Origin of the sequence: Robiginitalea biformata HTCC2501 (assembly GCF_000024125.1) — a bacterium.
Taxonomy (GTDB): Bacteria; Bacteroidota; Bacteroidia; order Flavobacteriales; family Flavobacteriaceae; genus Robiginitalea; species Robiginitalea biformata.
In genome coordinates, this window is record NC_013222.1 from 701,142 (window position 1) to 713,554 (window position 12,413).

At 56.9% G+C, this 12,413-nt stretch carries 13 protein-coding genes; 1 reads left to right on the top strand and 12 read right to left on the bottom strand.

Annotated elements, in window-relative coordinates:
* Nucleotides 1-17 precede the first annotated feature (17 nt).
* From atpG to RB2501_RS03210, 12 genes are all read right to left on the bottom strand, one after another.
* A complete protein-coding gene (atpG, locus tag RB2501_RS03160) occupies nt 18-878 on the bottom strand; it encodes an ATP synthase F1 subunit gamma (RefSeq protein WP_015753293.1) in 861 nt (286 codons plus the stop codon).
* Nucleotides 879-927: 49 nt separating this feature from the next.
* Nucleotides 928-2,508, bottom strand: a complete 1,581-nt coding sequence (gene atpA, locus RB2501_RS03165; RefSeq protein WP_015753294.1) for a F0F1 ATP synthase subunit alpha — start codon at nt 2,506-2,508, stop codon at nt 928-930.
* A gap of 48 nt (nt 2,509-2,556) precedes the next feature.
* On the bottom strand, nt 2,557-3,093 hold the full coding sequence (gene atpH / locus RB2501_RS03170) for an ATP synthase F1 subunit delta (protein ID WP_015753295.1): 537 nt from the start codon (nt 3,091-3,093) through the stop codon (nt 2,557-2,559).
* Nucleotides 3,094-3,096: 3 nt separating this feature from the next.
* Complete coding sequence (locus RB2501_RS03175) at nt 3,097-3,597, bottom strand: F0F1 ATP synthase subunit B (RefSeq protein WP_015753296.1); 501 nt, start codon at nt 3,595-3,597, stop codon at nt 3,097-3,099.
* An 80-nt stretch (nt 3,598-3,677) separates the two neighbouring features.
* Nucleotides 3,678-3,869: an ATP synthase F0 subunit C gene (gene atpE / locus RB2501_RS03180; protein WP_015753297.1), complete on the bottom strand. Its 192-nt coding sequence runs from the start codon at nt 3,867-3,869 to the stop codon at nt 3,678-3,680.
* A 46-nt stretch (nt 3,870-3,915) separates the two neighbouring features.
* Nucleotides 3,916-5,049: a F0F1 ATP synthase subunit A gene (gene atpB / locus RB2501_RS03185; protein ID WP_015753298.1), complete on the bottom strand. Its 1,134-nt coding sequence runs from the start codon at nt 5,047-5,049 to the stop codon at nt 3,916-3,918.
* 100 nt (nt 5,050-5,149) lie between these two features.
* A complete protein-coding gene (locus RB2501_RS03190; RefSeq protein WP_015753299.1) occupies nt 5,150-5,560 on the bottom strand; it encodes a DUF6168 family protein in 411 nt (136 codons plus the stop codon).
* Nucleotides 5,557-5,790 carry an AtpZ/AtpI family protein gene (locus RB2501_RS15950; RefSeq protein ID WP_238528095.1) on the bottom strand — a complete coding sequence of 78 codons (234 nt, stop codon included), beginning with the start codon at nt 5,788-5,790 and terminating at the stop codon, nt 5,557-5,559. Before RB2501_RS15950 ends, RB2501_RS03190 begins: the two co-directional genes overlap by 4 nt.
* Complete coding sequence (locus tag RB2501_RS03195) at nt 5,774-6,274, bottom strand: bactofilin family protein (protein ID WP_083760680.1); 501 nt, start codon at nt 6,272-6,274, stop codon at nt 5,774-5,776. The genes RB2501_RS15950 and RB2501_RS03195 overlap by 17 nt, the downstream gene beginning before the upstream one ends.
* Nucleotides 6,275-6,279: 5 nt before the next feature.
* On the bottom strand, nt 6,280-8,835 hold the full coding sequence (gene porW, locus RB2501_RS03200) for a type IX secretion system periplasmic lipoprotein PorW/SprE (RefSeq protein ID WP_015753302.1): 2,556 nt from the start codon (nt 8,833-8,835) through the stop codon (nt 6,280-6,282).
* A gap of 137 nt (nt 8,836-8,972) precedes the next feature.
* Nucleotides 8,973-9,722, bottom strand: a complete 750-nt coding sequence (locus tag RB2501_RS03205) for an ABC transporter ATP-binding protein (protein ID WP_015753303.1) — start codon at nt 9,720-9,722, stop codon at nt 8,973-8,975.
* Nucleotides 9,723-9,750: 28 nt separating this feature from the next.
* On the bottom strand, nt 9,751-11,223 hold the full coding sequence (locus RB2501_RS03210; protein ID WP_015753304.1) for a DUF5687 family protein: 1,473 nt from the start codon (nt 11,221-11,223) through the stop codon (nt 9,751-9,753).
* Nucleotides 11,224-11,349: 126 nt separating this feature from the next.
* Here RB2501_RS03210 and RB2501_RS03215 point away from each other — a divergent pair, with 126 nt between their 5' ends.
* Nucleotides 11,350-12,399, top strand: coding sequence for a ferredoxin--NADP reductase (locus RB2501_RS03215; protein ID WP_015753305.1), 1,050 nt, complete (start codon nt 11,350-11,352; stop codon nt 12,397-12,399).
* The last annotated feature ends 14 nt before the right edge of the window (nt 12,400-12,413 follow it).

The following is a 12,413-nucleotide window of genomic DNA, read 5'->3' on the forward strand; positions in this document are numbered from 1 at the left end:
CGCGGGCAGCGGCCCGCCTATCCGGCCAGGGCTTCTGCCCCACCGACGATCTCGAGGATCTCGTTGGTGATGGCCGCCTGCCGCGCCTTGTTGTAGGTGAGCTTGAGCTGATCGCGCAGTTCGGCCGCGTTGTCCGTGGCCTTGTGCATGGCGGTCATCCGCGCCCCGTGCTCGCTGGCAAAGGAATCCCGGATGGCCTTGAAGAGCTGTGTTTTCAGGGATTTCGGGATGAGTTGTTCCACGATTTCCGCCTCGGACGGCTCAAAGATATAGTCCGCAGATACGCTGGATTCCGTTTCCGCCGGCTGGATGGGCAGGAATTGCTCCGTCCGAACAATCTGGGTGGCCGCATTTTTGAACTGGTTGTACACCAGGTCGATCCGGTCGTATTTGCCTTCCGCAAATAACTGCATCAGCTCCTCGGCAATCGCCTCCACCGCCTCAAAGGTCAGGTTGTCGTAGACGGCGCTGTGGTCGCTGATTATCGTATGGCGCTTGCGGATCAGGTCGTGGGCCTTCTTGCCGATGGTCAGGAAATCTACCTGTTTGTCGCCGTAAGTGCCCTGCACCAGGCTCATGCTCTGCTTGATGATGTTGGAGTTAAACGCCCCGCACAGCCCCCGGTTGGAGGAGATAGACACCACGAGTACCCGGCGCACCTCGCGCACGTCCGCGTACTGGCTGCCGCTGTCCCCGTCCAGGTTGGCGCTCAGGCCCTGCAGCAACTCCGTAAGCTTATCGGCATACGGCCGCATGGCGGTAATGGCATCCTGGGCTTTCTTCAGCTTGGCTGCCGATACCATCTTCATCGCAGAGGTAATCTGCATGGTGGAGCTCACCGAGGTGATCCTGTTGCGTATTTCCTTTAAGTTTGCCATATCCTATGGATGCATTATCGCGGTTGCGGGCCCGGCCCGCAACCCGTTATCACGCTTTGTATTTGGCTGCCAGGTCGCGGCATACCGCCGTGAGCGTATCGGTTACTTCGTCCGTGAGTTTCCCTGCCTTCAGGGTATCGAGTACGTCGCGGTGCTTGGCGTTCAAAAACTCCAGGTAGTCGCGCTCAAACTCCTTCACCTTGTTGACCGGCACATCCCGCAGCAGGTTCTTGGAGCCTGCGTAGATAATGGCTACCTGGTCTTCTACGGTAAAGGGATCGTTCTGGGCCTGCTTGAGGATTTCCACGTTGCGGCGCCCTTTTTCGATAACATTCAGCGTAGCGGCATCCAGGTCGGAACCGAACTTGGCAAATGCCTCGAGTTCGCGGAACTGGGCCTGGTCGAGCTTCAGGGTACCCGCTACCTTCTTCATCGATTTAATCTGGGCCGATCCACCGACACGGGAAACCGAGATCCCCACGTTGATCGCCGGGCGAACCCCCTGGTTAAAGAGGTCCTGCTCCAGGAAGATCTGTCCGTCCGTAATCGAGATCACGTTGGTAGGGATATAGGCCGAAACGTCCCCTGCCTGGGTTTCAATAATCGGGAGGGCCGTCAGGGACCCGCCACCCTTTACCTTGTCTTTCAGCACGTCGGGCAGGTCGTTCATGTCCTTGGCGATGTCGTCGTCGGCAATCACCTTGGCCGAGCGCTCCAACAGGCGGGAGTGGAGGTAGAAAACGTCCCCCGGATAGGCTTCACGCCCTGGCGGACGGCGAAGCAGGAGGGATACTTCCCGGTATGCGACGGCCTGCTTGGACAGGTCGTCGTAGATGATCAGGGCCGGGCGTCCGGTGTCCCGGAAATACTCCCCGATGGCCGCTCCCGCGAAGGGGGCGTATACCTGCATGGGGGCCGGGTCGGATGCGTTGGCCGCTACGATGGTGGTGTAGGCCAGGGCGCCTTTGTCCTCGAGGGTCTTGGCAATTCCGGCCACGGTGGAGGCCTTCTGGCCGATGGCTACGTAGATACAGTAAACCGGTTCCCCCGCATCGTAAAATTCTTTCTGGTTGATGATCGTATCGATACACACGGTGGTTTTCCCCGTCTGGCGGTCGCCGATTACCAGCTCCCGCTGGCCGCGTCCGATCGGGATCATCGCGTCGATGGCCTTTACCCCGGTCTGGAGGGGTTCGTTTACCGGTTGGCGGAAGATCACCCCGGGCGCCTTGCGCTCCAGCGGCATTTCGTAGGTTTCCCCGGTAATGGCACCTTTCCCGTCGATCGGGTTTCCGAGGGTATCCACCACCCGGCCCACAATGCCTTCGCCCACATTGATCGATGCGATCCGCTGGGTCCGTTTAACCGTGGCCCCTTCGACCACCCCGCGGGACGGACCGAGGAGTACCACCCCCACGTTGTCCTCTTCCAGGTTCAGGACGATGCCTTCAAGCCCGCCGTCGAATTCCACCAACTCCCCATACTGGGCGTTGGCAAGCCCGTAAACGCGGGCAATACCGTCTCCTACCTGGAGTACGGTTCCCACCTCGTCCAGGGAGGCGGACGCTTCGAATCCGGATAATTGCTTCTTTAAGATCGCTGATACTTCAGCAGCTTTGATTCCAGCCATTTCTCTATGATAAAAAGGCGATCCGTCCAACCGGGCGGACCGGGTTATTTATTTCTGTACTAATTCTCTTTTTAAGTTTTCGAGCTTGTGCGCCAGGCTCGCGTTGTATTCCAGGTCGCCCACTCGGAGCACAAAGCCCCCGATCAGCTCCGGGTCTACGGTTTGTTCCAGGGTCACATCCTTGCCTGTGATGGCCTGCAGTTGCCCGAGCACTTTCTTCTCCAGGGCCTGGGTCAGCGGTACAGCCGTGGTGACGTGGGCCACATCCTGCCCCTTGATCTCCTCGTACCGGGCGATGTATTGCCGGGCCACCTCATCGAGCATCCCTATCCGCTTGTTCTCGGCCAGGAGCCCAAAGAGTTGCACGGTAAGTTTGCTGGCATCCCCGAATATCGCGCCGAGGGCCGAAGCCTTGTCCGTGCCCTTCAGTACGGGGCTTGTCAACACTTCCCACAGGCTATCGCTTCCGGAAAGCGTATCCAGCAGTTGCTGCATATCCTTTTCCACGTCCCCCGCTTTTTTCTGTTCCAGGGCCAGGTCCAGGACCGCCTTGGCATACCGGGAGGCTGCACGTGCTTCGCTCATCTCTTAACGCAGTTTAATATCGTCCACCAACGTGTCGACCAGCTTCAGCTGCTTGTCTTTGTTGCCGAGTTCGTCCCGCAGCACCTTTTCAGCGATTTCCACGGAGAGGGAAGCCACCTGGTTCTTGATGTCCGCGATGGCGGCTTTCTTTTCGCCCTCGATACTCTGTTGGGCAGCCCGGATCATCTTATCGCCTTCCACCTGGGCCTGCTCCTTCGCGTCGGCGATCATCTTCTCCTTGATCTGCCGGGCCTCCTTGAGCATCGCCTCGCGTTCGGCGCGCGCCTCCTGCAGCAGCTTCTCGCTGTCCGCAGTGACGTTCTGCATTTCTTTTTTCGCTTCCTCTGCGGCCGCCAGGGCGTTTTTAATGCCTTCCTCCCGGTCGTTGACCGCTTTCAGGATGGGTTTCCACGCAAAACGGCGCAAGAGGATCAGCAGCAATACAAACAGGATGATCTGCCAGAAAAAAAGTCCTGCCGAAAATTCGTTGATTAATTTATCCATTGTCGTCGGGTTATTCTATGATTCCGAAATACCAGGACAACCCCAACCAACCGTTGGGGTTGTCGTGGTTTCGATTGGGTTTATCCGGCGAAAATCGCGGCGAAACCAATCCCTTCAATAAGCGCCGCTGCAATCAGCATCGCCGTTTGAATCTTTCCGTAGGCCTCAGGCTGACGGGCAATCGCTTCCATGGCACGTCCGCCGATCATCCCGATACCGATACCGGCACCGATTACGGCGAGGCCTGCTCCTACTACACTTGGAATTTCCATAAAATAATTATTAAAGAATTAAACAATTCAACTACTAAGGCACCCCTTAAGGATGCGCCAGTTCCGTTTCTTCCCCATGTCCGTGATCGTGCTCCTCGGCGGCAAAGCCGAAATAGAGCGCAGCCAGCATGGTGAAGATATAGGCCTGCAACAGGGCCACCAGCACCTCGATGAGGGAGATGGCAAAGCTCAGTCCGAATGAAAGCGGGCCGCCGACCCAGCTTTTAAATATGAATATCAGCCCGATCAGGCTCATCAGTACCACGTGGCCCGCCGTCATGTTCGCGTAGAGACGGATGAGCAGCGCAAATGGCTTGATGAAGATCCCGAGGATCTCGATCGGTACCAGGATGATGTAAATCACGATTTTCCCATACCAGGGCATCCCGTCCCCGAGCGGGTCGAAGATGTGCTTCCAGTAGTCTTTGGTCCCGGTGAAGTTCGTCAGCAAAAAGACCAGGATGGCCAGGGCGGTGGTTACCGCGATGTTCCCGGTGACATTGACGCCCAGGGGGGTCAGGCCAAACATGTTCAGGAACCAGATAAAGAAAAAGACCGTGAGCAGAAACGGCATGTAGCGCTTGTATTTCTTCTCCCCGATGTTCGCAATGGCGATGTCGTCCCGGATGTAGAGTACGATGGGCTCAAAGAACCGCCCGATGCCGCGCGGGATGTGCCCGTTTTTGGCGTAGCTGCGGGCCAGACTGCTGAAGAGCCAGATGAGCAGCAGGCCGGTCACCAGCATCATCACGACGCTCTTGGTGATTGAAAAATCCAGGGGTTTCGCATTGGTCGGGTGGTCTTCCGCGTCCATGTTCAGGTCCCCGGCGGCATTGGTTTTATAAATTTTGCTGTGGTGGAGCACGTAGTAATTGCCATCGACTTCGGCAACTTCCTCCCCGTGGTGGAAACGGGCGGAGGAAAAGACCTTCAGGCCGTCGTCCCAGAGGATGACCGGCAGCGGAAAGCCGACGTGAACTTTTTCCCCGGCGTCATTCGTGTAGGAGAACAGGTTGAAGTCGTGGGAATCCTGCAGGTGGTGCTGGATGTATTCCTGGATCTCGGCCTTGGTTCCCTCGGGGGTGTCTTCCCCCTGGGGGGTTTCTTTGGCGAAAAGCCCGATACTGCAAAGTAAAGCGGTAAGGGACAGGATTTTGCTCAGGAAATCAAATCGCATCATGCTCAAATCTTGGGGTCGCTAAAAATCGGTGCAAATGTAAGCTATTCCTCCAAAAAGAAAAAAGCAATTGCATTTTATTTTAGGCCCTTGAAGCCGGGAGCTAGCGGGTATCTTCCTTTTCCAGATCGCGGAGCATTTTTGCCGTAAAATAGGTCTCGGCCAGCAGGGCCAGCAGGTAGGGGATAAAGAAGGAGGCGAATTCAGGCCGGGACATATCGCCGTCGGCCTGGAAACCCGGGTAAATCAGGGCAAAAAACACGAGGAATTTTAACAGGCTCCCCCCGATAAACAGGAAACCGATCTGGGTTCGGAGGCGTTGGCGGAAAAAGTAGAGGCTCCAGACGATGGCTCCGGCCAGGAGGCAATTGATGGCGTACGAAGCCAACAGCAGGTCGCCCAGGGGGTCCAGGCCAAAATGCGAGCGCAGGGCGGCATGGATGGCAAAGGCCCCGCCCAGCAGCAGGAGCAGGGTAGCGGTAAAGCGGGTAAGGAAGGCGCGGTTTTGCCTCATGGGTTCAAACGCTTGATTTGGCGCAGGACCACCCAGAGGGATATGGCTACGCCCAGGATGGTACACCCGGCCGTAAACAGTCTTTTATCGGAACCGTAGTTCGCATCGAGCCACATGCCGGCCCGGGCGGCGAGGAAGATGATGACCCCCATCTCAATGGCAATGCCGGACAGGACGGCTACCTGCCTGAGGGGGTTCCTTGGCTTGTCCGGGTCAGGATGCTTTGGCACGTTCCCCGGTACTTGATGGGCTGCCTACGGCCGGTTTAACGCCCTGGCTGCCGGAGCCGGCGGAACCTCCCGATCTTGCGGATGCGGATGAAGCAGACGGGGCAGGGCTGTTGCCGAGGCCGCCCTTGCCTTTCATACTGCAGGAGGCATTGAAGGTAGCACCCGGTTCTACCGAGAGCTTGGATACGATAACCGTCCCTTCGATGACCGCCGTATTCTTCAGGGACAGCAGGTCGCTTACCTGGAGTTCGCCGTTGAAACTGCCTTCGATATCCGCGTTGACGCATTCCACCTTGCCGTGGATGTAGCCGTCCTTGCCGATGACCACCTTGCCGGAGGTCTTGACGTTGCCGTCCAGCTTGCCGTCGATGCGGAAGTCTGCCTCGGAGATGATATCACCTTTGATTTTTGTGTTTTTTTCAATCCGATTGGGTTGTCCGCCGATCTCGCTCATAGCTCTGGGTTTTTTGTTGTCTGAAAACATGGGGATTAGGATTTTGGGGTTTCAAGCTGACTCCGGTACGCTTCGATATTCTTGTGTATCTGCACGACCTTATAGTTGGCCGATAAAATTACAAAATTCTCATTATCAATCCGGTAATCGCGATTCTTTTTTAACAGCTCCACATAGCCGAGGGCAAAATCCCGGGACCGGAAACCGTGTACCACCACAAACTGGTCTTCCAGGTTGTAAATGTCCCGGGAGATGCGGTTGCGGTACCCGAGGTCCTTCAGGGATTTTTCCAGATCTTCCATCAGCGCCAGGGCTTCCTTTTCCTGGTGGCGCTTGAAAGGGAAGACCACCTTCCAGTTCTGGGTACCCGGCGCGCTGAGTTCCTGGGTGAATTCCGTGGATTCCAGCTGGGGCAACTGCTCCGTGATGATCTGCTGCGCCTTGCGGCCTTCCTCCGTATTCGGGTAGTTCAGGGCCACGTAGTTCAGGGCTTCCCGGAAATCCTCAAAGCCCTGCAGCCGCCCAATGGCATTGGCCTTCAGCAGCTCGAGTTTCGGGACAATCGGGTCGCCGGTAAACTGGGAAATGCTCTCCTCGCTGCCGGTGATGACCTCCAGGTACCGCTGCGCCTCAAAGGCCTTGAACAATTCCCCGTACCGGTATTCCGGGCTGTTCTCCATGGCGGCCAGTTCAATCTCCGGATTGGTCAGGATGGCTGCATACCTGGACTGGGGGTGGTTCCGGATGATGTCCTCCCGCATGGATGCTTCCAGGGGGCTGCCCACCTCCTGGTAAATCTTGTACAGGTTGTACTTGGACGGCAATACGAGCCGCTCTTCCGGGTCCGACGCCAGGACGCGTTCGAGTTTTCCCGCAGCCAGGAGGAGTTCCTTGAATTTTTCCTTATAGATCAGCCCGAGTTGGTAGTTCGAAAAATTCCGCTCCCTTCGCAGGCTGTCGATCACTGCCTCGTCGGTTGGGATCCGGCCCAGGTAAAATTCCAGGGAATACTTTTCCTCCTCCGTAAGGTCTTCCGGCCCGGCCGCAGCCCCTGCCAGGTCGCCGGCCTCCCCGGATTCCGGCAATACCCGGGCCCGGTTGCTCCAGCGCCAGTTGTCCTCGAGTTCCCGGTTCCCCCATTTGTTGGTAAACGCGGTCTTACCGTAACCGAGGCTCGTGATATTGTAGAAATAGAACTTCCCTTGATTGGCTTTTCCCCCGGCCGAATTTGCAAAAGCCTCAAACCCCGCTTCGGCCTGCCGCTCCTTCCGGGCAGCTTCCGCCTCGTCCAGGGCGCGGATGGAATCGATATAGGTCTGGAAATAGATCTCCCGCTGCACGGGCTCCATCTCATAGAGCGCAATCACGCTGTCCGCTTGCCGGACGATTTCCTCGTGGGCAATCACATCGTCCAGGTTCTCCCGTTTCTTGCGGATGGCCCGAAATTCCCGGGTGTTCTCCTCCAGGTTCAGCAGGACGCTGTCGTAGTACGCCCCGGCCGGCTTGTAGGCGTTTCGGTCAAAGTTGTAATCCGCCAGGTCCGTATAGTTGAACGCGTTGATGACCCGGTCTCCCTGGGCAGCCCGGAGCGATCGGTTGTAATAATCCACCGCCAGGCTGTCGTTCCCCTGCCCCATGTGGAATTCGGCCAACTGCCGGTAAATCTTATCCAAAAAGGGCCGGTTTTCGCGGTTTTCCTCCAAATCCGTCAGGTATTCCAGGACGGCGTCGCGGGATTCCGCGTCCACTTCGGTATTCTGGATTTTTTTCAGGTGGGCGTTGATCAGGTAAACCCTGGGGATCTTGCGGTTCATCGCGATGATCTTGTCGAAGGCCAGGTTGGCGCTGTCCGGGTGCTGCATTTGGTTGAACAACTGCCCGATGATGAACAGGTAACGTCCGCGTTCCTCGTTTTTCCGGGTGTAGGCCGCCGCGGTCTTGAGTTGCTGCAAGGCGGTATCCGGATGGCTCAGATTGATGTAGGCCTGCCCCATAATGGCCCGGGCATCCGCGTATTCCTGGTCGCTGAGCTCGATGTACTTGAAAAGCTGTTTCAGATTTTTGATCGCAAGCTCCTCATACCCGAGGCGGATGTTGGTCTTCTCCCTCCAGATCCGGGCTTCCGCCCGTTTGTCGCTGGATTCGTATTTCTGCAGGACGTAGTTGAAGGCTTCCAGGGCGGGGATGTACCGCTCGTCAAAATACCGGGCCTTGCCCAGCAACAGGAAGGCTTCGTCCGTAAGCGGGTTTCGCTCCCGGTCCGAGATGTCCATGCTGTGTTTCTGGATCGCCTTGGCGGCCTTTTCCTCGGCACGCAAAAAATTCGGGTTGTTGTCCTCGGAATCGAGCTTTACTTCGCCGGAGACCTCCAGACGTTCTACCGGCAGGAGTTCCCAGTAGTTGTCCCGGTAGGTGGCATTGAGTTCCTCCCGCCCGTCTTCAAAGGCGAGTTCGCCGTTGTAGAGGACGTTGTACCTGGTGTTCAGGGCGTGCCAGTTGCGGTTGACGAAGGTGTCTTTCTTTGTCGAGCAGCCCCAGAATAATCCTGCCACCAGCGGCAGGCCGTAAAAAAATGCCAGACGAAGCTTCAAAATTCCCGGTATTCGTATGGTATGTAAACTGGAAAACCCCCGATTTAGTATGCCGCGGTGGCGATAATTGCGGCTGGGTTCCCCCCAGGGAGGATCTGCGCAAAGGTATCCCGCAGGCTTCGCCGGGCGGCAGCCGCTTATTCCCCCGTTTCTCCCGGGTCATCCGCCGGGGTCAGCGAGGTGGCCGCCGGTTCGCCCGCAAAGAAGGTCTCGAGCTCCCTGAGGGTTTCCGGGGTGGTCTCAATATCGCGGACAATGCGCCCCTTTTCAAGCACCACAATCCGCTGGCAGACCTCCGTGACGTGGATCAGGTCGTGGCTGGAAACCAGGACGGTCACCTCCCGCCGGTCGGCGAGTTCCCGGATGATCTTTTTCAGTCGGATCTGGGTGGTCGGGTCCAGGTTGGCAAACGGCTCATCCAGGATGACCACCTCGGGCGACCCGATAAAGGTGGCCACAATGCCCACTTTTTTCTGGTTCCCCTTGGAGAGGTCCCGCAGGTATTTCTTCTGGCCCATGATTTCCCCGTGGAAAAAATCCTCAAACCCGGCCAGCAGCGCATCCACATCGGCACGGCTCTGGCCGCGGAGTTCCCCGATAAAGTAGAAGTACTCCTCCGGGGTCAGGTAGCCAATGAGGAAACTCTCGTCGATAAAGGCCGAGGTAAATGGCTTCCAGTCTTCGCTCTCGCGCACTGGCACCCCCCCACTGGTTATCTGACCGGTAGTGGGTTCGATCAGGTCCAGGAGCAGGCTGAAGAGCGTGGTCTTCCCGGCCCCGTTGTTGCCGACCAGGCCAAAGCTCTGGCCCTTTGGGATTTCCAGGGACGCGATGTCCAGGACGGTTTGTTGGCTGTATTTCTTGGTGAGATTTTCTGCGTGAATCATCGGTGATGCCAGTATTATGTTACCTGAATTATGCTTTTTGCTTGTAGGCAAGCAGCGTTTTGTATTTCTCTTTTTTGTAGATCTTTTCGATCATTCGGAATACCCGCTCCTTAAACGCAAACCCGAGCACCCCGAGCAGTGCCACCAGGAGGAAACCCGCCGTTTCGCCCAGGAACATATCGCCCAGCCAGTAGACGAGCAGGGGGAGGAGCAGTTTCGGGATGGTGAGCAACAGGGTTTTCATGTTGAAGGCCTGTTTGTCTCCAAACGCTTTCTTGTTGGAGGTCAGGTCGATCGGGGTCTTGATATAGGCGCCGCCCCAGAGTACCAGGTAGGAGTTGATCCCGATATTGTAGACGGCCCCCACCAGGATGGCCAGGTACGCTTCCCATCCAAAGTAGAGATAAAATGCCGAGAGCACCGTACTGATGCCGGTGGCAATGACGATGAGCCACCATTTGGAACTGAGGTATTCCCGGTACTGGATGTTCTGGCTCATCATCAGCGGGTAGTAGGAGCTGTCCCAGCTGGGCACGTACTGCCCGAAACTGAACAGGAAGCCCCCGGAGACGAAGATGCCTGCAAACACCCGCCAAACCGGGCTTTCGTACACCTCCAGCCCCCCCGAAAAGAACAGCAGGCCGTAGAACAGGAACAGCACGCTGACAATTACGGTGGTCTTGGAGCGCTTGTTGCGCCGGATGAGCTTGATGTCGTTCTTGAGGAAGGTCCCCAGATTCCCAAACCGGTTGAGCCAGGTGTAATCCTCTGTCTTCCCGACCGCCGTTTTAGTGGCCAGGCCGGCGTCCAGGTACATGTGCCGCTTGAAATAATTGAACGACGCCCAGACGGCAATTGCCAGGGCCGCCCAGGGAATCGCGGCAGTCCAGGGCTGGTCGTAGAACAGGTCAAAGACGGGCCCCGTGTAGGCGGTAATATCGAACCAACCGTAATACTGGGAAATTCCCAGGAGGGCCAGCACCGCAATGAGCGGGTAGAATATCCGGTCTACATTGTTGATCAGTATATTCAAAAAGTTATTCGTGTAAAAGAGCGCAAAACACGCCAGGTGCCAGCCGATGACCGAACCGGCGGGGTAGCCTTTGATCAGGAGCACGATGGAAAACGGCACAAAAAAGAAGGCGTGGCTGAAATTGAAAAAGGACAGGACCGTCTTGCCGAGTGAAAACCGGACCACGCTGGCCTTGGAAATGGGGAGGTAGAGCAGCGGCCGGATGTTGAGTACCGGCATCTTCTGCAACATATAGCGCAGGTACAGGTCGCCGGCCAGATAGTAGATCAAAAAGCGGTTGACCACCCGCAGTGGGTCGCCCAGGCCGGATTTTTCGATCATGAAATAGGCGCCCACCCCCAGCCCCAGGAAGACCAGGATAAAGTACAGGGCCCCCAGGGCCATCAGGATCTTGAACCAGATTTCGGTTTTGAAGGAGGCAGACCGGAAAAAGGCCTTCCACTGCAGCCGGATAAAATGTCTGAACATCGGGTTGGTGTCGGAATTCGATTCGATTAGTCCCAAAAGAGCCCCATTTGTTACAATTAGGAGAAATTGCCGCCGGAACCTGTGCCGAAAGTACGCCATTGCTTAGTTTTGCACAAAATTTTGCGCATGAGCGATTTTCATACCCTGAAAGTTTCCCGGGTCCGACGGCTGACCCCGAATGCGGTTGCCGTATCCCTGGAGATCCCGGCATCCCAAAAAGAACGTTTCAAATTTACGGCCGGCCAGTATATTACCGTCCGTTCCGAAGCAACCGGCAGCGACGTCCGCAGGGCGTATTCCATCTCCTCCCGGCCGGGGGATGCCGAGCTGACCATCGGCATCAAAAAAGTGACGGATGGAACGTTTTCGGTATTTGCCAACGAATCGCTCCGGGAGGGCGACTCCCTGGAGGTCATGCCCCCCGAGGGTCGGTTTACCTATGAGCCCGGTACGCCCGGACGGCACCTGATCGCTTTTGCCGCCGGCAGCGGGATCACCCCGATAATGAGTATCCTTCGCACGGCCCTGGAGGCCGACGCGGAAGCCCGGGTGGTATTGGTTTACGGGAACCAGAGCCGGGAGTCCACGATGTTCCTGGAAGACCTGCAAGCCCTTGCCAATGAATATCCCGATCGGTTTATTCCTTATTTCACCTTTAGCCGCGGACAGTACGACGACTCGCTGTTCGGCCGGATTGAAAGGAGTACGGTGAACTACATCGTCAAAAACAAGCACAGCGACCTGGAATTTGACCGCTACTACATCTGCGGGCCGGAACCGATGATCCGGACCGTGGAGGAAACCCTCCTTGACAATGGAGTCCCTGCAGACCGCGTCCTCCACGAGCTCTTTGAAACCGCCGACCAGCCGGATGAGCTCCGGGAGCAACTCGAGGGGACGACCCGCCTGACGGTGGTCCTGGACGAAGAAACCCACGAGCTGAACATGGACCAGAAAAACGTGGTACTCGATGCGGTGCTGAACGAGAAAATCGATGCCCCCTACAGTTGCCAGGGGGGGATTTGCAGTACGTGTATTGCCCGGATCCGGTCCGGAACGGCGCGGATGGCCCAAAACCAGATTCTGACGGACTCGGAAATTGAAGAGGGCTTAATTCTCACCTGCCAGGCGCATCCTACCTCCCCGGAACTGACCGTAGACTACGACGACGTCTGATCCCCGGGCAGGAG

Coding starts and splice junctions, on each gene's coding strand:
- atpG (WP_015753293.1), bottom strand. CDS start 878: ATGGCAAACTTAAAGGAAATACGCAACAGGATCACCTCGGTGAGCTCC.
- atpA (WP_015753294.1), bottom strand. CDS start 2,508: ATGGCTGGAATCAAAGCTGCTGAAGTATCAGCGATCTTAAAGAAGCAA.
- atpH (WP_015753295.1), bottom strand. CDS start 3,093: ATGAGCGAAGCACGTGCAGCCTCCCGGTATGCCAAGGCGGTCCTGGAC.
- RB2501_RS03175 (WP_015753296.1), bottom strand. CDS start 3,597: ATGGATAAATTAATCAACGAATTTTCGGCAGGACTTTTTTTCTGGCAG.
- atpE (WP_015753297.1), bottom strand. CDS start 3,869: ATGGAAATTCCAAGTGTAGTAGGAGCAGGCCTCGCCGTAATCGGTGCC.
- atpB (WP_015753298.1), bottom strand. CDS start 5,049: ATGATGCGATTTGATTTCCTGAGCAAAATCCTGTCCCTTACCGCTTTA.
- RB2501_RS03190 (WP_015753299.1), bottom strand. CDS start 5,560: ATGAGGCAAAACCGCGCCTTCCTTACCCGCTTTACCGCTACCCTGCTC.
- RB2501_RS03195 (WP_083760680.1), bottom strand. CDS start 6,274: ATGTTTTCAGACAACAAAAAACCCAGAGCTATGAGCGAGATCGGCGGA.
- RB2501_RS03205 (WP_015753303.1), bottom strand. CDS start 9,722: ATGATTCACGCAGAAAATCTCACCAAGAAATACAGCCAACAAACCGTC.
- RB2501_RS03210 (WP_015753304.1), bottom strand. CDS start 11,223: ATGTTCAGACATTTTATCCGGCTGCAGTGGAAGGCCTTTTTCCGGTCT.
- RB2501_RS03215 (WP_015753305.1), top strand. CDS start 11,350: ATGAGCGATTTTCATACCCTGAAAGTTTCCCGGGTCCGACGGCTGACC.